17 protein-coding genes are annotated in these 23551 nt (G+C 44.1%); 12 read left to right on the top strand and 5 right to left on the bottom strand.

From position 1 onward, the window contains the following. The first annotated feature begins 7 nt into the window (after positions 1-7). From murG to IGI71_RS12590, 12 genes are all read left to right on the top strand, one after another. Positions 8-1102, top strand: a complete 1095-nt coding sequence (murG, locus tag IGI71_RS12645; protein WP_144808923.1) for an undecaprenyldiphospho-muramoylpentapeptide beta-N-acetylglucosaminyltransferase — start codon at positions 8-10, stop codon at positions 1100-1102. Between the two features lie 86 nt (positions 1103-1188). Beyond that, on the top strand, positions 1189-2172 hold the full coding sequence (locus IGI71_RS12640) for a cell division protein FtsQ/DivIB (RefSeq protein WP_128487821.1): 984 nt from the start codon (positions 1189-1191) through the stop codon (positions 2170-2172). A gap of 153 nt (positions 2173-2325) precedes the next feature. After that, positions 2326-3648, top strand: coding sequence for a cell division protein FtsA (gene ftsA / locus IGI71_RS12635; protein ID WP_005228814.1), 1323 nt, complete (start codon positions 2326-2328; stop codon positions 3646-3648). A gap of 31 nt (positions 3649-3679) precedes the next feature. Then, positions 3680-4924, top strand: coding sequence for a cell division protein FtsZ (gene ftsZ / locus IGI71_RS12630; RefSeq protein ID WP_005228816.1), 1245 nt, complete (start codon positions 3680-3682; stop codon positions 4922-4924). Positions 4925-4936: 12 nt separating this feature from the next. Next, the gene (locus tag IGI71_RS12625; protein WP_074536072.1) at positions 4937-5608 is read left to right on the top strand and encodes a YggS family pyridoxal phosphate-dependent enzyme; all 672 of its coding nucleotides are present in this window, start codon (positions 4937-4939) and stop codon (positions 5606-5608) included. A gap of 16 nt (positions 5609-5624) precedes the next feature. Beyond that, positions 5625-6278 carry a cell division protein SepF gene (locus IGI71_RS12620; protein WP_010749764.1) on the top strand — a complete coding sequence of 218 codons (654 nt, stop codon included), beginning with the start codon at positions 5625-5627 and terminating at the stop codon, positions 6276-6278. 26 nt (positions 6279-6304) lie between these two features. After that, positions 6305-6568 carry a YggT family protein gene (locus IGI71_RS12615; RefSeq protein WP_005228822.1) on the top strand — a complete coding sequence of 88 codons (264 nt, stop codon included), beginning with the start codon at positions 6305-6307 and terminating at the stop codon, positions 6566-6568. A gap of 18 nt (positions 6569-6586) precedes the next feature. After that, entirely contained in the window at positions 6587-7369 is a 783-nt protein-coding gene (locus tag IGI71_RS12610) for an RNA-binding protein (RefSeq protein WP_005228823.1), read from the top strand. 20 nt (positions 7370-7389) lie between these two features. Continuing rightward, entirely contained in the window at positions 7390-8145 is a 756-nt protein-coding gene (locus IGI71_RS12605) for a DivIVA domain-containing protein (protein WP_005228824.1), read from the top strand. 497 nt (positions 8146-8642) lie between these two features. Next, entirely contained in the window at positions 8643-11438 is a 2796-nt protein-coding gene (gene ileS / locus IGI71_RS12600) for an isoleucine--tRNA ligase (RefSeq protein ID WP_231434749.1), read from the top strand. A 366-nt stretch (positions 11439-11804) separates the two neighbouring features. Then, the gene (gene gltB / locus IGI71_RS12595; protein ID WP_231434748.1) at positions 11805-16310 is read left to right on the top strand and encodes a glutamate synthase large subunit; all 4506 of its coding nucleotides are present in this window, start codon (positions 11805-11807) and stop codon (positions 16308-16310) included. 1 nt (position 16311) lies between these two features. Next, entirely contained in the window at positions 16312-17751 is a 1440-nt protein-coding gene (locus IGI71_RS12590; RefSeq protein WP_005228830.1) for a glutamate synthase subunit beta, read from the top strand. An 83-nt stretch (positions 17752-17834) separates the two neighbouring features. On the opposite strand, the gene vanS is transcribed toward IGI71_RS12590, so the two are convergent. The 5 genes from vanS to vanC all read right to left on the bottom strand — a co-directional run bounded on the left by vanS (position 17835) and on the right by vanC (position 23469). Beyond that, positions 17835-18965: a vancomycin resistance histidine kinase VanS gene (gene vanS, locus IGI71_RS12585; RefSeq protein WP_311902450.1), complete on the bottom strand. Its 1131-nt coding sequence runs from the start codon at positions 18963-18965 to the stop codon at positions 17835-17837. Continuing rightward, a complete protein-coding gene (vanR-C, locus tag IGI71_RS12580; RefSeq protein WP_005228837.1) occupies positions 18955-19650 on the bottom strand; it encodes a vancomycin resistance response regulator transcription factor VanR-C in 696 nt (231 codons plus the stop codon). Before vanR-C ends, vanS begins: the two co-directional genes overlap by 11 nt. A 98-nt stretch (positions 19651-19748) precedes the next feature. After that, complete coding sequence (vanT, locus tag IGI71_RS12575) at positions 19749-21851, bottom strand: membrane-bound serine racemase VanT (protein WP_430615773.1); 2103 nt, start codon at positions 21849-21851, stop codon at positions 19749-19751. Further along, positions 21848-22420, bottom strand: coding sequence for a D,D-carboxypeptidase/D,D-dipeptidase VanXY (vanXY, locus tag IGI71_RS12570; protein ID WP_087627814.1), 573 nt, complete (start codon positions 22418-22420; stop codon positions 21848-21850). Before vanXY ends, vanT begins: the two co-directional genes overlap by 4 nt. After that, positions 22417-23469, bottom strand: coding sequence for a D-alanine--D-serine ligase VanC (gene vanC, locus IGI71_RS12565; RefSeq protein ID WP_074933485.1), 1053 nt, complete (start codon positions 23467-23469; stop codon positions 22417-22419). The genes vanXY and vanC overlap by 4 nt, the downstream gene beginning before the upstream one ends. Positions 23470-23551: the final 82 nt, after the last annotated feature.

Here is a 23551-nt window from a genome sequence, read left to right as displayed (position 1 = left end):
GACGGATATGAAAATACTTGTGACTGGCGGCGGTACTGGCGGACATATTTATCCAGCGTTGTCTTTTGTCGATTATGTAAAAGAGATTGACCCGACAGCCGAATTTTTATACATTGGTGCAACAAGGGGCTTGGAAAATAAAATCGTCCCTCCAACAGGTATTCCTTTTAAAACATTAGAAATCCAAGGCTTTAAGCGTAAGTTGTCCTTCGATAATGTAAAAACGATCCAACTTTTCATGAAAAGTTATTACGCAGCCAAAAAAATCATCAAGGAGTTTCAACCGGATGTGGTGATCGGCACCGGCGGCTACGTTTCTGGCGCGGTGGTCTTTGCTGCAGCGAAGTTGAAAATTCCTACAATTATTCATGAACAAAATAGTGTTCCCGGGATCACGAATAAATTTCTAACCAAATATGTGGATAAAATCGCCATTGCATTTCACGATGCGTCCCAGTACTTTCCAGCGAAAAAAACAGTGCTGGTGGGGAATCCCAGAGGTCAAGAAGTACGCAACAGTCAAAAGTCAGCGATCTTGTCTTCCTACGATTTAAATCCGGCGAAAAAGACGGTCTTGGTTTTTGGTGGGAGTCAAGGAGCACTGAAAATCAATCAAGCGATCATTGCTGCGCTGCCGCTGTTTGCTCAAAAAGAGTATCAGCTTCTCTATGCGTCAGGTGAACGGTATTACAAAGAGATCGAAGAAAAAATCGGCATGTCAAAAGATGCCTTTCCTAATATCAGTATTCGCCCTTACATTGATCAGATGGCGGAAGTGATGGCAAATAGTGATTTGTTGATTGGACGAGCAGGAGCCACATCGATCGCAGAATTCACTGCATTAGGGATTCCAGCGATTTTGATTCCTAGTCCTTATGTGACCAATGACCACCAAACGAAGAACGCCCAAAGTTTAGCCAATGCAGGAGCAGTCAAAATGATTGCCGATCATGAACTAAACAGTCAAAACCTCGTGGAAGCAGTAGACAGTATCATGCAAGATGAAGCCCTTCGTAGTAAGATGGCAAAAGCCTCAAAAGAACAAGGGATCAGCGATGCCTCAGAACGATTATTTCGACTTGTGCAAGAGGTAATCAAATAGTACAATGTGTGGGATAGAAAGGAGCGATTATCATTAGTAAAGACAAAACACCTCATGATGATCAAACCCCCTCGTCAACGGAAGAGTTGACCCCTTGGCAAAAAGAAAATCTAAAGTATTTGCAAGAAAAAGGCAATCAGCCAGCTTGGTCTTCTCCTGCTCCTGAAGAAACAGAAGATACGTCCAAAGACCATGAAGACGAGCAAGAAGAAGCGTTTTTTGAAGCAGATGAAGCAATGGAAGAGTCCGTTGATGAGAAGGAAGCATTGCCAGAGCCAGAAAATAAGGCCCGCTCCTTTGCTGATCGGCTGCCTAACCTAAAGGCGTACCGCAACCAAGTGTTGATTCGCCGTTTAGCCTTGATTATTGGATTGTTGATGATTCCTTTATTGATTGTTTTGTATTTCGTTTCGCCCCTTAGTCGTTTGGCGAATGTGGTCGTCAAAGGCAATCATGAAGTATCCGCAGAAGCAATTCTCGAAAATTCGGACCTAACCGTCAATGAAGAGATGTGGCCGCAATTTTTCGAACGTAATCAAAGCGTGTCTGCCATCAAAAAAGAATTGCCACGTATAAAAAATGCCTCAATTTCTCTATCTGGTATCAATCGCTTCGATATCACTGTCACTGAATTTCAAGAAGTTGCTTTACTAGCCCAAGATGGTGGCTATGCGCCGGTTTTAGAAAATGGCGTTGTGTTAGATGAAATCAGTGAGCAGCCAGTGGAAGGATTGCCGGTTTTAGAAAATTTTTCGGCTGAAGATAAAATCAAAGCAACACTTAGTGCCTATCAAGAATTAAGTTCAGAAATTCGCGATGGCGTTTCTCAAATCAAATATACCCCCCGTGACAGCAATGATGAGCTGCTGACTCTCTTTATGAATGATGGCAATCAAGTGATCGTCAACATTTCGAATATGGTGAGTCAAATGCAGTATTATCCGCAAATTGCCAAAGATTTGACCGAGGACAGTATTGTGGATATGGAAGTTGGAATCTTTACTTACCCAATTTCAAATACACAAGAAGACGATGCAGACGAAAATCAAACAGCTGATAGTGATTCTTAGGAAAAATTCAAGAGTTTTTTTCATTAACTTGTTTCTAAAAAGCGCCATTATATGGTAGAATTGGTAACAGTGAACAAATTATTCGAATGAACTCTAAAAACGGACTGTGATGGTTCGCTATATATCCAATTTAAGTAGGAGGGAACCCCATCCATGGCAAAAACGGGAATGTATGTTGGCCTTGATATCGGTACGACATCTGTAAAAGTTGTAGTAGCCGAATACGTTGACAGCCAAATGAATATCATTGGTGTAGGTAATGCAAAATCAGAAGGAATCAACCGTGGGATCATTGTAGATATCGATAAAACGGTACAAGCCATTCAAAGAGCAGTAAGACAAGCAGAAGAAAAAGCAGGAATTCAAATTCGCAGTGTAAGTGTTGGTGTACCAGCCAATCTTCTTGAAGTGGAAAATTGTCAAGGAATGATCGCTGTCAATAGTGAATCAAAAGAGATCACCGACGAAGACGTGCGTAATGTTGCCTCCGCAGCACTCGTTCGTTCTACCCCTCCTGAAAGACAGATCATTGCTATTTTACCGCAGGAATTTACCGTTGATGGTTTTGAAGGAATCAAAGATCCTCGTGGCATGATCGGGGTTCGCCTAGAAATGTTTGGTGTTGTGTATACAGGACCAAAAACCATCATTCACAACATTCGCAAATGTGTTGAAAAATCTGGTTTGATTGTTAATGAAGTAGTCATTACGCCATTAGCACTAACAGAATCGATTTTATCAGACGGTGAAAAAGATTTTGGTACGATCGTCATTGACATTGGTGGCGGCCAAACAACCACAGCAGCGATGCACGACAAGCAATTGAAATTCACCCATGTGAACCAAGAGGGCGGCGAATTTGTCACAAAAGACATTTCGACGGTTTTAAATACCTCTTTCAACAATGCAGAAGCATTGAAGATCAATTATGGGGATGCGTATCCTGAACGCACTTCAGCCAGTGAAGAATTTCCGGTTGATGTGATCGGGAAATCAGAACCAGTGAAAATCGATGAACGCTATTTATCAGAAATCATTGAAGCCCGTATGGAACAAATCTTCACCAAATCAAAAGAAGTCCTAGACGAAATCGATGGGCTTGATTTACCGGGTGGCGTGATCTTGACTGGTGGCGCTGCAAGTCTTCCTGGTGTCGTAGATCTTGCTCAAGAAGTATTCGAAACAAACGTCAAGCTTTACGTTCCTAATCATATGGGACTTAGAAATCCTGTTTTCACGAATGTGATCAGTATCGTTGACTATTCGGCAAACTTAAGCGAAGTGTACCAGCTTGCCAAAAGTGCGATCACTGGTGAAAAAACAGTGGCGCAACAGCCCGTTGCTATTCAACAACAAGAAGTGCATTACGAACAATATGAAGCGCCAGAAGAAACTTATGAAGAAGCAGAAGAAGAGAAAAAAGGTGAGTCGATCACAAACCGAGTAAAAGATTTCTTCTCAAATATCTTTGAATAATCTAAAACGATTCTCAGGAGGAAGATAAATTATGGAATTTTCAATTGATAATAACATCAATGACGGCGCTGTGATCAAAGTCATCGGAGTCGGTGGCGGTGGCGGCAACGCAGTCAATCGTATGATCGAAGAAAATGTCAAGGGCGTAGAATTTATTGCAGCCAACACTGACGTTCAAGCGTTAAAAAACTCAAAAGCAGAAACAGTCATTCAATTAGGCCCTAAATATACCCGCGGACTTGGTGCTGGCTCTCAACCAGAAGTTGGTCAAAAAGCAGCGGAAGAAAGTGAAGATTCTATTCGCGAATCATTAGAAGGCGCAGACATGATTTTCATTACCGCTGGTATGGGTGGCGGAACCGGAACAGGTGCTGCACCGATCGTAGCGAAAATCGCTAAAGAAATCGGCGCGTTGACAGTCGGTGTCGTTACTCGTCCGTTTACATTTGAAGGACCAAAACGTGGCCGTTTTGCGGCTGAAGGCATCGCTAAATTAAAAGAGAATGTCGATACCTTATTGATCATCTCAAACAACCGTTTATTAGAAGTTGTTGACAAGAAAACGCCAATGCTTGAAGCATTCCGTGAAGCCGACAATGTCTTGCGTCAAGGGGTTCAAGGGATCTCAGACTTGATCACTGCACCTGGCTATGTCAACTTAGACTTCGCTGATGTGAAAACAGTAATGGAAAATCAAGGCACAGCCTTGATGGGAATCGGTGTTGCTAGCGGGGAAGAACGTGTGATCGAAGCAACGAAAAAAGCGATCTCTTCACCATTACTAGAAACGTCGATCGATGGCGCAGAACAAGTGCTATTGAACATCACTGGCGGATTGGATATGACTTTATTTGAAGCACAAGATGCTTCTGATATCGTCGCTCATGCGGCAACAGGCGACGTAAACATTATCTTAGGTACATCAATCAATGAAGACTTAGGCGATGAGATCCGTGTGACAGTCATTGCAACCGGCATTGACCCTTCAAAAAAAGAACGGGGTTCTCGCTCTAGCAGACAAAGCCAAGGTCAAATTCATTCTATCCCTCAAAAACCAACATTAGATATGGATCAAGCACGCCCAGCGCAAGCAGAAGAAAGCAATGGCTTTGGTGATTGGGATATCCGCAAAGAACAAAATGTACGACCTAAAGTAGAAGAAAACACATTTGAAAATGTAGAAAAGAAAGAATTCGATACCTTCAGCCGTGATGAAGTACGTTCGAATGATGACGACGAATTAAGCACACCACCATTTTTCCGTCGTAAACGCTAGGGGGCAGAGCACATGATTTCTGAGAACTTGCACAAGATTCAGCAAGAGATACAGGATTCCTGTGCTCTTGTTTCTAGAAATGCCAATGATGTCTGTTTGACAGCTGTGACAAAATCCGTCGATACAGAAACAACAAGAGTCCTTTTAGAAAATGGTGTGCGGGATTGTGCAGAAAATCGAGTAGAAAAACTACTTGAAAAGAAGGCAGCACTAAAGGATTATCCAGATGTCCGTTGGCATTTTATTGGCAATTTGCAACGCAGAAAGGTAAAATCAATTATAAATGAGATTGATTTTTTCCATGCGTTAGATTCAATCAAACTGGCACAAGAAATTCAAAAACGAGCAGAGCATCCGATCAACTGCTTTGTGGAAGTGAATGTTTCGCAGGAAGCAACGAAACAAGGGATTTTTGTTGAAGAGGTAATGGCTTTTATTGAAGCACTTGCTTCGTTCGACAAAATTCGTGTTGTTGGATTGATGACGATGGCCCCGCTCACTGCTTCCAAAGACGAGCAGCATCAGATTTTTAAAGAATTAAAAAGGATTCAACAACAGATCGCTGACCTGCATCTTACACATGCCCCTTGCTTAGAAACGAGTATGGGAATGAGTAATGATTTTCCCATTGCGATTCAAGAAGGTGCAACATTTATTCGTGTAGGAACAGCATTATTTCAATAAAAAAGGAGGTTGACCGATGTCGCTCAAAGAGAAACTGACCAATTTTTTTGGATTGACTGACGAAGAAGATTACTACGAAGAAACATTTGCCACGGAAGAACCGGCACGCACAGCGTCTAAACAAGCTGTGAACCAAGGAGGAGCTTTTACAGCCCCCAGAGCAACCACGAATACGTATGCATCTGGCCAAGCGGCAACACGTACAACAAGTCAACCACAAAATCAAGCCTATCAATACAGACAGCAACCACAAGCAGCTGTCTATCAACAAGCCTCAGCTGCGGCTGAACGGGTAAGACCGGTGACGAAGACGGAAGAAAAAGTCGTTCCGATGGCACAACAAAGAAGCAATACGAGAGTCAAAGAAACAAAAGCAAAAGAAACACCCGCACAAGCAGCTGGTAAAATAACGATCGTAGAGCCACGCGTCTATTCCGAAGCGATGGGGATTGCCAAGCAGGTCATCAATGGGGATGCTGTACTTGTTAATTTTCATTTAATTGAAGAGTACCAAGCTCGTCGAATAGTTGATTTTTTAACAGGAACAGTGTACGCTGAAGATGGTGATATCAAGCGTGTTGGCGATGAAATTTTTCTTTGCACGCCTAAGGGTATGGAAATTGAAGGCACTGCCCAAACATTAGCAGATACCAATTTTTTTGATATCTAAAGTGAGGAGGAACGCCAATTTTATTTTTGAGATTCGTTAAATTACTAAGTGATGCTGTTTATCTGTATACCATTTTATTAGTGATCTATGCACTTTTGTCTTGGTTTCCAGGAGGGTATCAATCCGCTTTTGGCCGTTTCTTAGCAAAAGTGTGTGAACCGTATTTGAGTTTATTTGATCGATTGAAATTAAGTTTTGCTGGTATTGATTTTACGATTGCGTTTGCAATTATCGTCTTACAGCTAGCATCACAAGCATTGATATTGATCTTACAATCAATTTTATTTTAACGTAAGGGGTGGTTATCGGTGAACGCAAATGTCTATCAACATTTTCGAAACGATGAACGCCCTTTTATTGATTCCGCTCAAGGATGGATCGAACAAGTGCAAATGCAGTATGCGCCTTACTTAACTGATTTTTTAGATCCGAGACAAGCGTATATTTTAGAAAGCTTGATTCGTCAATCAACGGATTTAAGCTTCCGCTTTTTTGGTGGTTACGAAGCTGCTGAAAGACGACGTTGTTTGATTTATCCCGATTATTATGAGCCCACCACCGATGAGTTTGACATGACTTTGTTTACGATTCAATACCCGAAAAAATTTACGGTGTTGAGTCATGGAAAAGTTCTAGGCACGTTAATGGGGACTGGAGTCAAGAGGGAATACTTTGGAGACATTCTTTCCGATGGTGAAATATGGCAAGTATTCGTTGCTACTGAAGTCAGTCATTTTATCCAACTCCAAGTGGATAAAATCGGAAACGTCTCGGTGCGCTTGGAAGAAACAAAATACACCGAGTTGATCGTTCCTAAAGATGGCTGGACCGAGGAAAGAGAAACGGTTAGTTCATTGCGTCTTGATACAGTGATCTCTGCCGTATACAACATCTCACGTCAGCGTTCGAAACAGTTGATCGAATCAGGAAAAGTAAAAGTAAACTGGACAGAAGCACTACGACCAGATTTTGTTCTGGATTTACTGGATATCGTTTCAGTAAGAGGATTTGGTCGGATTCAAATACAGGGGTTAGAAGGAACCACGAAAAAAGAAAAAGTTAGATTGTTATTAGGTGTATTACGTAAATAAATCAAAGAGGTGTATAGAATATGGCATTAACTCCATTAGACATTCAAAATAAAAACTTTTCAGTAAAAATGAGAGGATACAACCAAGACGAAGTCGATGACTTTTTGGATATGATCGTCCGCGATTATGAAGAAGCGGTTCAACGCAATCGCGAGTTAGAGAAATCATTGAAACACGCCGAAGAAAAACTAGAGTATTTCAATGAACTGAAAGACGCCTTGAACCAATCCATCATCGTGGCTCAAGATACCGCGGATAAAGTAAAAACAAGCGCAAGCAAAGAATCAGAAGTGATTGTTACGTCTGCCCAAAACCGTGCGGATGAAATGGTTGCTACTGCAGAAAAACATGCCCATGCCTTGATGACCTCAGCGGAAGAAAAAGCCAAAGAGATTTTGACGGATGCAACAGACAATGCCCGTCAATTGGCAACAGAAACAAATGACTTGAAGAAGAAAACCAGAGTCTTCCACAACAACTTATTGGTTATGTTACAAACCCAATTAGAACAAGTGAAGAGCCCCGAGTGGGAAGAGATTTTGGCGCCATTTTCAAGCTACGTACAAGATTCCCATCAAGTAATCAGAGAAGTTTTATCAAAAGAACTTGACAGTGAAAATGGTTCTGGAGTAAACTCAGAAGCAGTGGACACATTTGATGTGGACGTTGTTGAATCAGATGAAAAAATCGTTGATGTAAGCGAAAGCCCTGAAGTGAAAACATTAGATGATGCGAGAAACTTATTAGACGAATTGAACAAAACAGATAACAACTAAGACACAGAACAGAAAAATTTCTTATATTTTTCAAGCGAGTTTGGGAGAGTGGAAGCCAAATAAAACCCTGTAAGAAATCAGATCATCTGTGAGTTGCGTTCTTTAAAGAGCCGATTATCCAAAGACTCAAGTAGAGAACGACGCCTGATCCCGTTACCGATCATCAAAGAATTGTCTAACGACAATAAAAATTTGGGTGGTACCACGAACACGTTCGTCCCTTGCCAGGGACGGACGTGTTTTTTGCTGTTCATCATCTGCTCTGGTCCGCAATGCGGAACAGAGCAGATGATGAACAGTACTAGGCGACCGTAGGGAGCGTAGTAACCAAACGAGGAATCACTAGGATTGATTTTTAAAATCAGTGAGACCTAAACACAAGGAAGTCATGGCAACCAATCCATTTTGATACGTTCAATAGAAGCAATTGATTGGTCGAGTCAATGGATTTAGAAATTATACGGAAACGTAGTGAGACGAAAAGGAGCGAAACAAGAATGAAAATGAAAGAAACACTGCATCTTGGAAAAACCGCTTTTCCAATGCGAGGCAACTTGCCGAACCGCGAAGTGGATTGGCAAAAAGAATGGGAAGAAAATCGATTGTATCAACGCCGTCAAGAATTAAATGAAGGCAAGCCAACCTTTGTCTTACACGATGGTCCTCCTTATGCAAATGGGAACATCCATATCGGACACTCATTGAACAAAATCAGTAAAGACATTATCGTACGTTCCAAATCAATGTCAGGTTTCCGTTCCCCTTATGTACCTGGTTGGGATACCCATGGTTTGCCGATCGAGCAAGTGTTGACAAATAAAGGAATCAAGCGCAAAGAAATGAGCTTGGCAGAATACCGCAAAAAATGTGAAGAATATGCTTTGACCCAAGTGGATACACAAAGAGCTGACTTCAAACGTTTAGGGGTTTCTGGTGACTGGGAGCACCCATACATCACACTGACGCCCGATTATGAAGCTGAAGAAATTCGCGTTTTCGGAAAAATGGCAGAAAAAGGCTATATCTACAAAGGATTAAAACCAATCTACTGGTCACCATCTAGTGAATCATCACTAGCAGAAGCCGAGATCGAATACAAAGATGTGAAATCACCATCCATCTATGTTGCTTTCCCAGTCGCAGATGGCAAAGATTTGCTTGATTCAGATACATCTTTTGTTATCTGGACGACGACGCCATGGACCTTGCCAGCGAATCTAGGAATCTCTGTGAATCCAACCTTTGCCTATGTTCAAATCTTGGCTGATGGTCGTAAATTTGTCGTGGCAAAAGATTTATTAGAAACCGTGACGAATGAGATTGGTTGGGAATCTGTCGAAGTATTGCAAGAATTGGCAGGCGATCAATTAGAAAAAATGACGGCGCAACATCCTTTCTATGACCGTACGTCTCTGTTGATGTTAGGGGATCATGTGACATTGGATGCCGGTACTGGTTTGGTCCACACTGCACCAGGACACGGGGAAGATGACTACATCGTCAGCAAAAAATATGGGCTAGATGTCTTATCGCCAGTCGATAGCCGTGGGGTCTTCACAGAAGAAGCACCAGGATTTGAAGGGGTCTTTTATGACAAAGCCAATCCAATGATCACTGCGCTTTTAGAAGAAAAAGGGGCGCTATTAAAACTAAACTTCTTTACTCACAGCTATCCACATGATTGGCGGACGAAAAAACCAGTCATCTATCGGGCAACGCCACAATGGTTTGCTTCAATTGATAAGTTCCGTCAAAACATTTTGGATGAGATCGAAAAAGTAGATTGGATCATTCCATGGGGCAAAACCCGTTTATACAATATGATTCGCGATCGCGGCGACTGGGTGATCTCTCGTCAACGTGCGTGGGGTGTACCATTGCCAATCTTTTATGCAGAAAACGGCGAAGCCATCATCACGCCTGAAACGATCGAGCATGTGGCAAACTTGTTTGCTGAACATGGTTCAACGATTTGGTTTGAAAAAGAAGCCGAAGAATTGCTGCCGGCTGGCTTTACGCATCCAGGCTCACCAAACGGTAAATTCTCGAAAGAAACTGACATCATGGATGTTTGGTTTGATTCAGGTTCTTCTCACGAAGCCGTGTTACGTCAACGTCCAGAATTGACGTTCCCAGCTGACATGTATTTGGAAGGTTCTGATCAATATCGCGGGTGGTTCAACTCAAGTATCACAACTAGTGTGGCGATCAATGAAGTCGCACCATACAAAGCCGTCTTGTCTCAAGGCTTCACCTTAGATGGCGAAGGCCGTAAGATGAGTAAATCTCTTGGAAATACCATTGCACCAGAAAAAGTGATCAACCAAATGGGTGCGGATATTTTGCGCCTTTGGGTCAGCAGTGTTGACTACGAAGCGGATGTTCGAGTGTCTATGGATATCTTGAATCAAGTATCAGAAGTCTATCGGAAAATTCGCAATACCATGCGTTTCTTATTGGCTAACACGAATGATTTTGATCCAGCAAAAGACAGCGTACCATTTGAAAACTTGCGTTCTGTTGATAAATACATGATGGTTCGTTTGAATCAAACGATCAAAACGATCCGAGAAGATGGTTATGAAAAATACAACTTCTTGCATATTTACCGAACAGTCATCAACTTCTTGACAGTCGATATGTCATCCTTCTATTTGGATTTTGCGAAAGATGTCGTTTATATCGAAGCTGAAAATGATTTCCAACGTCGCGCTATGCAAACCGTCTTTTATCAAACAGCGGTTGCGTTGACGAAATTACTAACGCCGATCATTCCGCATACGGCAGAAGAAATCTGGTCACATTTGAAAGAAGAAGAGGAATATGTCCAATTAGCGGAGTTCCCTGGCTATGATACATTTGCTAACCAAGAAGAGCTGCTTGATTTATGGCGTGCTTTCCTTGATTTCCGTGACAATGTCTTAAAAGCATTGGAAGAAGCGCGTAATGCAAAACTGATCGGGAAATCGTTTGAAGCAAAAGTGACTGTCTATCCAACCGAACCGGTTGCGGCATTACTAAAAGCCATTGATTCAGATATCGCTCAGTTGCTGATCATTTCACCGGACTTCTTAACGATCAAAGAAGCAGGTGAAGCGGCACCAGAAGCGGCCTATCAATTCGAAGACGTGGCGATCTTAGTGGAAAAAGCCGAAGGTGAAGTCTGCGAACGTTGTCGTCAAGTCCGTGTGGATGTCGGTGTAGAAGAGCAGCTACCAACACTTTGCGGCCATTGCGCAGCCATTGTCAAAGAAAACTATCCTGAAGCGGTTGCAGAAGGCTTTGAAAAATAAAAAAACGGAAAAAGATGATCCCATTGTGGGTCATCTTTTTTTTGAAATCAATCAAGCTTGTTCCTTGAAAATGGGACATAAGCAGCTGTTTGTGACATCCAAATGAGAAAATCCGCGTTAATTGATAACGATTCTCATTTGTTTGCAATAATTTTACGATAGTTTATTGTATAATAAAAAAACCTTATTAGACGAAGACTCCTGCCTGTGATTTACAAGTAACTACTTGTTCAATGGATGTAAGTAACCCTTGAAGGAAGAAAGCAACGAGATCGGATCAAGTAAAAAAAACTTGCCAGATAGAAAATCAGGTTGTAAACTGTTAAAAATCGGAATATTCAGAAAATTGAAAGAAAGTGTGATTCCATGAGTGATTTAGAGATGATGAAAACAACGAACCAAACGATGTACGATGCCGCTTTTGAAAAAGATGCTTGTGGGATGGGGTTCATTGCTCAGAAAAATGGTCATTATTCCCGAGAGCTCGTCCAAAATGCCTTAACGATGTTAGAACGGATGAATCATCGAGGGGGAACTGGCGCTGAACCTGACACGGGGGACGGAGCAGGAATCTTGATGGCGATGCCAGATCCTTTTTTTCAGCAGCGGGCAAAAGAGGCAGGAATCCCATTACCTGAAAAAGACGCCTATGCTGTTGGGATGTTTTTTTTACCGAAAGAAAAGCTCCGAGCAGCACAGGTCCAAGAAGAAGTAACTAAAGACATTCAACAAATGGGTTTTACGGTTTTATGGCAGCGCGACGTTCCATATGATTATTATCAGTGTGGGCCAGGGGCGCAAAAAGTCATGCCATCTTTCGTGCAAGTCTTTATTGAAAAGCCTGTCGATGTAGCAGCTGGCCGTCCCTTTGAAGATCAGCTTTATCGGCTACGGCGTAAACTGGAAAAAACATATCATACCGATGAGCTGTCTATTTGCAGCTTGTCCAGTAAGACAGTTGTTTATAAAGGGATGCTGCATGCCTATCAAGTTGGCTTGTTTTTCAAAGATCTTCAAAGCCCAGAAATGACTTCGAGTATTGCTTTGACCCATTCTCGTTTTTCAACGAATACCTTTCCAAGCTGGAGTCGGGCGCAACCTTTTCGTTTCTTAGCCCATAATGGCGAAATCAACACGTTACGCGGGGCGGAAAATTGGATGCATGGACATCAGATCGAAGTCTACGATGACGAAAACTCCGATTCTGCGAAGCTGGAAAATTGTATGGAATACTTGTATCGTCAAGGTCGAGACATTCCCCAAGCACTGTTGATGATGGTGCCAGAAGCGTGGTCTAAAGAAGCTGGCTTGACGCCAGAACTGACGGCTTTTAATGAATACAATGCAAGCTTTATGGCTCCTTGGGATGGACCAGCAGCTTTATGCTTTACCGATGGGGAGATGGTGGGAGCTGCCCTTGATCGTAATGGATTGCGACCATCTCGCTACTCAATCACGAAAGCTGGTTTTGTTGTCGTGGCCTCTGAGTCAGGCGTGGTGGATCTGCCAGCGTCGGAAGTGATTGAAAAAGGGGTGCTTGGACCAGCAAATATGTTTTTGGTGGATACCCAAAAAGGGATGATCTTACGAAATCAAGAAATCAAAGCGCATTATGCGAATGCCCATCCTTACCAGGAGTGGCTAGCGGAACACCTATTGACACCAGAGCTGCTTCCTGGGACTGAGAAGCAGGAAGAAACAGCAGATGATGCGATTCAGACCCTTTGGAAACGAAATGGCTACACGGATGAGATCATACGCACGTTGATTTTACCAATGGCTCAAACGGGAGAAGAACCAGTGATCTCCATGGGGTTTGATTCACCCTTAGCTATTTTGAGCGAACGTCCCCAATCCTTGTTTACGTACTTCAAGCAACAATTCGCCCAAGTGACCAATCCACCCATTGATGCGATTCGCGAAAAATTAGTAATCGGTACCGAGCTGTTTTTAGGTCGAGATGGGGATGTTTCAAAGGACATCCGAATCAATTGTAATAAGCTGAAGATTGCTAGTCCTGTGTTAAAAACGAGTGAATATGAAAAGATCAAACAGTTAAATCAAAATGGTCAAAAAGCGGTTTTACAGTCGATTCTTTATGATTATGTACCAGAAAACGGGGTAGCTTTGCAACAAGCGTTAGAAGCGCTTTTTAAAGAAACGGAGCAAAAAATCGATGCTGGGGCAACAATCGTCATTTTAAGTGATCGGGAAGTCATCCAAGCGCAAGAAGGAAAAGTGGCGATTCCGATTCTCTTGGCGGTATCAGGCCTGCACAATTATTTGGTGCGAAAAGGCAAACGTTCCTTGGCATCGATCGTTGCGGATACAGCGGAAGTCTGTGAGGTCCATCATTATGCCATGTTAGTCGGCTACGGAGCAAGTGGGGTCCATCCTTATGGGGCTTACCAGACATTGGCGCATTTTGAGCTTTCAGAGAAGATCGAAAGTTACCGCAAGGCATGTGAAAAGGGCATTGTCAAAATCATGTCACGAATGGGAATCTCAACGATCGCCGGTTACCACGGGGCACAATTGTTTGAAGCGGTTGGCATCTCTGAGAAAGTCATCGCTGAATATTTTACCGGCACGGTTACCCGTATCGGTGGACTCTCATTAGCGCAAATCGAGCAAGAATATCTGACGCGTTATGAGGCAGCATATGGTGAAAAACGAATGGATTATCTTGATTCTGGCGGTAGTTTCCAGTACAAAGCCGATGGGGAGCATCATTTGTTTAATCCAAAAACGATCTATGGGTTCCAAAAAGCCGTTCGCACAGGCAGTTATGAGCTTTATAAAGAATATGCGGCGGAAATGAATCAAGAGGCATTGGACAATCCAACGACGTTACGGTCTATGTGGACCTTTGCGAACACAAGACGCAGTATTCCGTTAGCTGAGGTGGAGCCTGTCGAAACGATCGTCAAACGATTTAAAGTCGGGGCGATGTCCTACGGCTCACTAAGTGAAGAAGCGCATCGCTGTATTGCTGAAGGAATGAATGCGATCGGGGCAAAATCCAACAGTGGAGAAGGTGGCGAAAACCGAAATCGTTTCAAACCAGTAGAGGGCATTAATTATAATAGTCGCATCAAACAAGTAGCTTCAGGCCGTTTTGGTGTCAACGCCGAATATTTAATGAGTGCAGATGAACTTCAGATCAAAATGGCGCAAGGGGCGAAACCTGGAGAAGGCGGCCAATTACCAGGCAATAAAGTCTTCCCGTGGGTCGCCGAGATTCGAGGGTCTACGCCTGGTGTTCGATTGATTTCACCGCCACCACATCACGACATTTATTCGATTGAAGATCTAGCCCAGCTGATCTATGACTTAAAAGCCATCAATCCGTATGCACGGATCAATGTCAAATTGGTTTCTAGTACGGGCGTGGGTACGATCGCTACCGGTGTCGTCAAAGCTGGCGCAGACGTAGTCGTGATCTCAGGCTATGACGGTGGGACTGGTGCTTCTCCGAGAAATTCGATCCGTGATGCCGGCTTGCCTTGGGAGATGGGGCTTGCAGAAGCCCATCAAACGTTAGCTATGAATCATTTGCGGCAGCGAATGACCTTAGAGACAGATGGAAAATTGATGACGGGTCGGGACATCGCCATTGCTGCTCTTTTAGGAGCAGAAGAATATAGCTTTGCCTCTTTAGCGCTAGTTGCGGTTGGTTGTGTCATGATGCGGGTATGCAGTATCAATACATGTCCTGTTGGCATTGCTACACAGAACCCAGCGTTGCGAAAATTTTTTGCTGGAAAACCTGAGCACATCATCAACACGATGTACTTTTTAGCAGAAGATCTACGGGAAACGATGGCTGAGTTAGGCTTTCGTACCATCGATGAGATGGTAGGACATGCGGAATTGTTGACACCACGCTTCGTTGCTAAAGGCAAAGCAAAGTCATTAGACTTTTCGAAAATGATTGGGACGACGATCCCAATCGAACGCAAAGTGACCGATCCATTCCTTGAGAAACGTCAATGGCCAGAATTAGATGCTTTTGCACAAGCTGCTATCGACAACAATCAAGAAATCGTGACGAATCATACGATCAATAATGTTCAACGCTCAGTCGGCGCGCGTTTAGGAGGCTGGATCGCGGAACGTTTTGGCAATTATGAAGTTACCCCAGGTCTGTTGCAATTTACGTATCGAGGTATTGCTGGACAAAGCTTTGGGGCTTTTGCCACCCAGGGCATCCAGTTGAAACTGATCGGTGAGGCCAACGATTATGTAGCCAAAGGGTTAAGCGGTGCCCGCTTGATCATTGTGCCACCTGAAGATGCCGCTTATGACGCAGAGCATTCACCAATTGTTGGTAATGTAGCGTGCTTCGGGGCAAATCGAGGCGAAGGCTATTTCCGAGGCATTGCTGGCGAACGCTTTTGTGTTCGTAACAGTGGAGCCAATGTCGTTGTCGAAGGTGTTGGCGATCATGGCTGTGAGTACATGACTGGCGGTGTCGTGGTGATATTAGGAAAAACCGGCCGCAACTTCGGTGCTGGAATGTCCGGTGGCGTGGCGTATGTTTACGACCCCGATCAAACCTTTGCCGATAAATGCAATCGGGAAATGGTTGATTTATATCGGATTGGCGAAAGCGGCGATGACCACCAACTAAAAGAGATGATCCAGCAGCATTTCGCCTATACAGATTCATTGAAGGCGGCTGAGATCCTAGAAGATTGGGGAAATCAGCAGCACCATTTCATCAAAGTCTATCCGACAGAATACCATCAGATGATCCAAGCGACGGAGACCTTGGCGGACCAAGGGTTTGTCGGAGATGAACTTGTGACGAAAGCCTTCGAAGCTGTCGTCGGTCCACAATTGACCATCCCAGGAAAGGAGCGTGACTAATATGGCAGATCCATTTGGTTTTTTAAAGTACCCAAGAGTAGAAAATCCTACCCGACCAGTGGCAGAACGAATCGAAGACTGGCAAGAATTACAGACGCCATTGCCTGAAAATGAGCGTCAAGAGCAAGCAGCACGCTGTATGAACTGCGGGATTCCTTTTTGTCATACCGGTTCTTTTTACGGGGGGCAACGAGCGGTTTCAGGTTGTCCCAATGACAACCTGATTCCTGAATGGAATGACTTGGTTTATCAAGGGCGTTTCCAAGCCGCTTTTGAGCGTCTTGCCAAAACCAACCCATTACCTGAAATGACTGGTCGTGTTTGTCCAGCTCCTTGTGAAAAAGGCTGTACCGAAGCACTGAATGGCTCAGGTGTCACGATCCACGACAATGAACGCTTTATTATCGATACTGCTTTTGAAAATGATTGGGTCAAAGCCTCGGGATTGCCTCAAGAAGCGACTGGGTTCAAAGTTGCCATCGTCGGCAGCGGACCAGCTGGTTTATCCGCTGCATGGCGCTTGAATCAACTAGGGCATCAAGTGACGGTCTATGAACGCAGTGATCGCTTTGGCGGTTTACTGATGTACGGTATTCCAAATATGAAATTAGATAAAGACGTCGTTCAGCGACGGATTGACTTGATGGCAGAGCTAGGCGTGACCTTTGTCGCTAATACGGAGATCGGTCGTGACTTGTCAGCAGAAGAATTGGCCGCTCAGTATGATCGGGTCATCTTGGCAACAGGAGCTAGTGTTCCTCGTGACTTGAAGATTCCAGGTCGTGAATTGACTGGGGTGCAATTTGCAGTCGATTATCTGACGGAAGCAACCAAAGATGTGTTAAAGCATGGCAAAGCGGCAACAAGTAAAAAACTTGCTGGCAAGCATGTTATCGTGATTGGTGGCGGCGACACTGGAAATGACTGTATTGGTTCAGCGATTCGGCAAGGAGCCGCTTCTGTGCGTCAATTGGAGATCACGCCCCAACTGCCATTGACACGGACCGACAGCAATCCTTGGCCAGAATACCCAATGACAGCCCGCACAGGATATGGGCAAGAAGAAGCGGCTGAAGTGCTACAAACACAAGTGACGTATCATGGGGTGTCTACAACGGCCTTTATCGGCGCCGAACGCGGCCAGTTGATCGCCATCGAAACAGTCTCAGTGGATCAACAGTTTCAGCCGATCCCTGGCACAGAGCAAGTGATCAAAGCGGATTTGGTCTTGTTAGCAATGGGCTTTGTTGGTGCAGAGACCCAACTCTTCGATGCCTTTGGTGTGCGAGAAGTGTACGATGATTACACGACGAACAATGAACGAGTGTTAGTCGCAGGAGATGCCAAACGAGGACCGAGTTTAGTTATCTGGGCGATTCGTGAAGGACGCTTAGCGGCAGAAAAAGTCGATCAAGCGTTACGATCATTGGTGTATCAATAAGCAATCAATAAAAAACAACCTGAGCAGCTATTCCTCCTTCAGAATTAGAAGGGGAGCAGCGAAATGCTCAGGTTGTTTGCCTGTTAAGCGATTGGTTCAGATGGATGGGGCTTAGACAGCTGTTCATTTTTTTCCATTGCTGCCTTTGGTAGGCGAATCGAAAAGACGATGGTTTCATCACGGCTTTCCGCCCAGATCTTTCCACCTAATGCTTCAACGATTTCTTTGGCGATCGGCAAACCAAGACCCGTCCCACCCGTCGCTGTTGCTCGGGAAGCATCCATGCGGTAGAAAGGCTCAAAAATCAAGCCGATCTTTTCAGCTGGGATCGTTTTTCCTTGATTGGTCAAACGAATCAGGATATCATCAGACTCGCTGATGGCTAATCGCAAAGGGGAGTTAGGATAGCTATAATTGATGGCATTGCGGATCAAGTTATCAAAAACGCGTTCCATTTTCTCCGTATCAACGGTCGCAAAGACTTTTTTCTGTAGCTGAAGTTGCCAATGGAGGTTTTTTTCTTCTAACAGCGGCAAAAATTCAAACGTCAACTGTTCCAGCATCAAGCTCAGATCCGTGGTTTCAGTTTGTAAGGCGATCGTTGTAAGATTAAAGCGGGTGATTTCGAAAAATTCGCTGATCAATAGTTCCAGCCGTTGGGCTTTTTGCAAGGCGATCTTCGTATAGCGTGCGCGTAGTTCGGTAGAAAGCTGCGGTTCCTCTTCTAAAAGCGTCAAATAGCCGATCACACTGGTCAAAGGCGTTCGTAAATCATGTGCGAGATAGACGATCAAATCATTTTTTCGTTGTTCCGCTTCTTTGGCGGCTCGTTGATCCTGTAAGTTTTTCTCCCGCAACTGGTTCATTTCTTCTTGCACATCAATCATATTGCTGGAAAGAACGATTCGCTTCGTGGGTTCGGCAATCAGTTGGTTTGTGGCTTGGATCGTTTCATTCAAATAACTGATAGCTTTGCTCATATAATAAATCGTTGTGCTCACCCAAATCAGTAAGGCCCCGATGGCTAAGCAAAGAAGCCAATAGTCAGCAAAAAGTCGTAAAATTTGATAAATGGGTTCATAGCCATACCAGACCCTCATTCCAGCAACGAAGCGTACTGCGAAAGGAATGATGATCAAGATCGCCATCAAGATGCCCGTGGTGATAAAGTATTGGGTCAAGAGCTTGCGGATCAATGGATTTCTATTTTTCAATGATATAGCCGACCCCCCATACGGTTTTGATTAATTTCGGTTTGCGGGGTTGTTCGTTCAGTTTTTCCCGCAAACGGGCGATATGTGCCATCACTGTGTTATTGTTGTCTAAATACTTTTCTTTCCAAACTGCTTCAAAAAGGGTTTCCGAGGCAACGACCGATCCTTGGTGTTCAAATAAGTAAAGCAAGATTTTAAATTCGATGGGGGTCAAGAAAACCTCTTTGCCATAAAGAAAACATTGGTGGCTGTTGATTTTCAACAGTAAGCCTTCCTTTTCGTATTCTTCAATCTTTTGGGGATTCGCTGACTGGTTGTAACGCTGGTATCGCCGCAGCTGCGTTTTGACCCGAGCAACGACTTCTAAAGGATTGAAGGGCTTGGTCACATAATCATCTGCCCCAAGGCTTAGACCGGTGATTTTATCCAAGTCTTCCCCTTTTGCCGTGAGCATCAATACTGGGAAAAAGTGGGTCTTACGAATTTGCTGCAGCAGCTGAAAGCCGTCGATATCCGGCAGCATCACATCTAAAACCGCCACATCGACCGTTTCTTTTTCAAGATAAGCCAAAGCGCTCGTTCCATCATAAAAAGGTTCTACTTGGAAGCCTTCATTCCTTAGAAACGTCGTGACTAACTCCGCGATTTCTTTTTCATCATCAACAACAATTATTTTTTCTGCCATCCTTGATTCACTCCAACTATCTACGATCATTTTTCATTTACACTACCATTTACTCTACACCCATCATACCGTAATCGGTAAGCGAATGCATTCGTTTTCTACTTTGAACTAGAGGTGATGCGGGAACCTAGGCGGCTGATCAATTCATTGGTAATGGTTTGTGCTTGATCAGCGGTAGTCGTCCAATCGCTGATTACTTCGAGCGAACTTTCGACCGCCAGTTCTGGATAGTCCGTTAAATCGATCAAGAGCATATCCATACAAACCAACCCAATCTGCGGGAGTAAAGCACCTTGATAAGAAAGCTGGAACCCTTGGTTTGATAGGGCACGTGGAACCCCGTCGCAGTAGCCGATGCTAACGATCCCGATCGTGGCTGGTCGATCAAAAACAGAGCCTAATCCATAGCCGATCGCTTCACCAGCGGCAACTGGTTTTTTGTCTACCAGTAAGGCTTTGAGTGTCAAAATCGGCTGTACGTTTATCTTCTGCTTCGTTGGTTCGTTCGGGACGCTCAATGAACCAGTTAGAAGAATACCTGGACGTACATAATCATAGTGTTTCTCTGGGTAATTCAATATTCCGTAGCTGCTTTGCAGATGTGTCAGTCCATAGGCGATATTTCTAGCTGATAAGCCAGCCAACAGATCATCAAAACAAGTGATTTGGGCTTGTGTCCGCAAGATACTTGCCGTATCCAGCTGATCTGAAGAGCCTAGATGGGAAAAAATGCCCGTGATCTTGAGAGATGGCAAGGCGTAAAGTCCAGTAACTGTCTCAAGATCAGGTGCAACGCCTAAGCGGTGCATACCAGTATCTACCGCTAAATGGCATTCGATCGGAATTCTTGTTTGGGCTAAAGCATGCCCATGGGCCTCACTAACAATGGTTTGAATCAAGGAATAATGTTTCAGCTCTTTGGCACGTTGGGCAGAAGTGTACCCTAAAATCAGTAAGCGACTTTTGATGCCAGCTCGCCGTAATTCAATGGCTTCTTCAAGGGTAGCAACGGCAAAGAAATCAACGCCGGCTCTTTCTAGGGTACTGGCGACCGTCTTCGCATCACAACCATAAGCATCCGCTTTAACCACCGCCATCACTTTTGTTGTTGCTGGGATCAATCGCTTGATTTCCTGCAGGTTGTGCAACAAAGCGGGGGCGGAAAATTCTTTGGCTGCTCGCTGCAATTTGGGCGGCGTTTTTTTCGAAAACGGGAACAGCTTTTGCAAAGCAAAGAGACCTTGCACCACCCCAATGGTCAGTCCTAAGACCACGAAGAAATTGATCAGATTGTTTTGCAGCAAGGGCAGCTTTTGACTAAGAAAATGGGTCACTGCAATGGTATAAGGATGGAGCAAATAGAGCCAAAGGGACAGTCGACCCGCTTGTTTCCAGATTATGGGTGCTTGCCATTGCTGGATGATCGGAAATAAAAACAACAGGACGAAGGGCAAAAAAACATACATGCTGTCATGTTTCGGCGTGGTAAAGTGATGCAAAAGGTAACTTTCCAAAAGCAAGCAAATCAGACTGATCAGCAGATAACTATAGCGATGGGGAGAAACTGGTTTCTTGGAAAATCTTCTGGCTAGTACCCCTAAGATCAAAAACAAAGGAGCAAAAAAAATGCCGTTGCGAGTTCCATCCAATAGTTGAAAAATCAGTGAATAGACTGGCGTAATGGGTGTTTGTGCAGCCAGGCCAGACCAACTGTCCCCACCTAAACCAACCACATACAAACCGACAGCAATGAAAAACACCTGCTTGAAAGAAAGCCGTGTCAAGAGGCCCATCACTAGTAGACTGCCGGTAATGATCGCAGGAAAATACCAAAGATGGTAAAGAATGCCAGTGACCAACAATGTTTGGATAAAGGTGCCCAGCGGCATGTTCAACCCAAGCATGCCGCTGTACCAAGCAAGCGGCAAAAAGAGCAGTGTGGCTATGAGGTAGACTTGCAGCTGCTTTTTAATAAACTGCCAGACACGCTGTCTGGCAGGATAGCTGTTTTGGGTGGCTAAGTCGCTGAACACGTAATATCCGCTGATCATAAAAAAGAAGGGGACGGCAATTCTGAAGAGCGTCAACGTGATCAGGATATCACCGTCAGGCCATAAGCGGTGAAGAGGCAGACAGTGGATCGCCACCACCATCATCGCCAAAATCATCCGGAATTGCTCGATTCCTTGATTCTTCTTCATGCGAACTGCCTCGCAGTTTGTTCAAGGTATTGATGGTATTCTTCCAAGGTCCACTGTTGACTGGCGATGATTTGACTATGAGGCAGACCAACATAACGAAAATGCCACGGTTCATAGCCAATCCCTGTAATTTCCTGTTTGTCTGCGGGATAGCGTAAAATAAACCCATAGTTCATCATTTCCTGGGTAAATAAATCAGCGGCTGCGCTGTCACGAAATCGTGGGCAGATCAAATCATCCTGGCTGCCCTTTAAACCAACATCGATCGCTAAGCCTAACTGATGTTCACTGCAACCGGGCAACGCCACAAATTGTTTCGTATAGGCTAGCCCATTTTCTTTCAAGGAATATTCCCATAAATACCGTTGCTGCTTTTCGGTTCGGTAGCCATCTAACAAGCAGATCTCGTCTTCAAGCTTTAAGGATTTGACGAGCCGTTTCCATTGTTTGGCTGCTTCTGGCTGCAAGTAAATCTCGTCTTCGCTGAAGGCAGCAAGGACTAAATGAGGCGGCTCTTGGTTTTTTTCTAACGGAAATTCTTTGCTAACTAACTGTAGATAGGGATTCATTTGACTTCCTCCTTTGCTAAGACAAGCAGTTTTTGTAGTAGTTCTTGATAGGATAAGCCGACCGCTGCCATCATGGCAGGATAACGGGAGTGACTCGTAAAGCCCGGCATAGTATTGATTTCATTCAAGTATAGTTCTCCTTGATCCGTGACAAAAAAGTCGATGCGAGCAAGACCTTTAAGACCAAGACTACGATAGAGCAGCTGAGCTTGTTCTTTGACCTTGGTTTCAATCGTTTCAGGCAATGGCGCAGGGACGGTGATTTTGGCGCTGATCAGCTGGTACTTTTCTTCAAAATCGAAAAAGCCGTCTACTAATGAAATGGCGTCACAAGCACCGACAGTCAAAGAGTCGTTGCCCAAAATACCGCAACCGATCTCAACACCGGCAATATTTTTTTGTAGGAGCACTGCGGAACAATAAGTAAAGGCTTTTTTTAAGGCAGAAGCGATTTCTTCAACGCAGGTGACTTTAGTGATCCCTTTTGAAGAGCCCGCTTCATTAGGCTTAAAGAAAACTGGGAAGCCATGGGTCTGGATAAAAGCTTCGATTTGTTCTTGCTGGTTGGCTTGATTTGTCAAGAGAATCGTAGGAGCACTTTGTACGCCAATGGCTGCTGCAGCTTGATGCAGCAGCCATTTGTTCATACATAAGGCAGAACCTGCCACCCCGCAACCTACATAAGGTAGTTTCATCAATTCAAACAATCCTTGGATACTGCCATCTTCCCCGTATTTGCCATGCATAATGGGAAATAAAATATCAGGTACTAACGTTTGCTGCTCTTCACTTAGCCAAAAGCCGTTTCCTTCGAATAGCGGCTGGATTTTCTGTTTATGTTTCGTATCCAACAACCACGTGTCTTGTCGGATGTTTTCCAGTTCTCCTGTATACAAGTACCAATCCATAGCATCTGGGGCGATCCCGATCAAAGAGAGGTCGTAGTCATAGGGAGATGATTGGAGTGCTTCGATTGCGCTAGTTGCTGAGGCTAAAGAAACGGTGTATTCCGGTGAATTGCCTCCAAAAATAATGGCGATTTTTTTCATGTTTTTCTTCCTTCCGCTTTTCGATTCTTACTACATTCAGTCTATCAAGGAAAGAAAAAAGAAATTTGCGGGCTTACTGGTA

Source organism: Enterococcus sp. DIV1279b, from assembly GCF_050531515.1.
GTDB classification, from domain to species: domain Bacteria; phylum Bacillota; class Bacilli; order Lactobacillales; family Enterococcaceae; genus Enterococcus_D; species Enterococcus_D casseliflavus.
The sequence above is the reverse complement of the archived record's forward strand: the minus strand, read 5'-3'. Positions and strand labels throughout refer to the sequence as shown.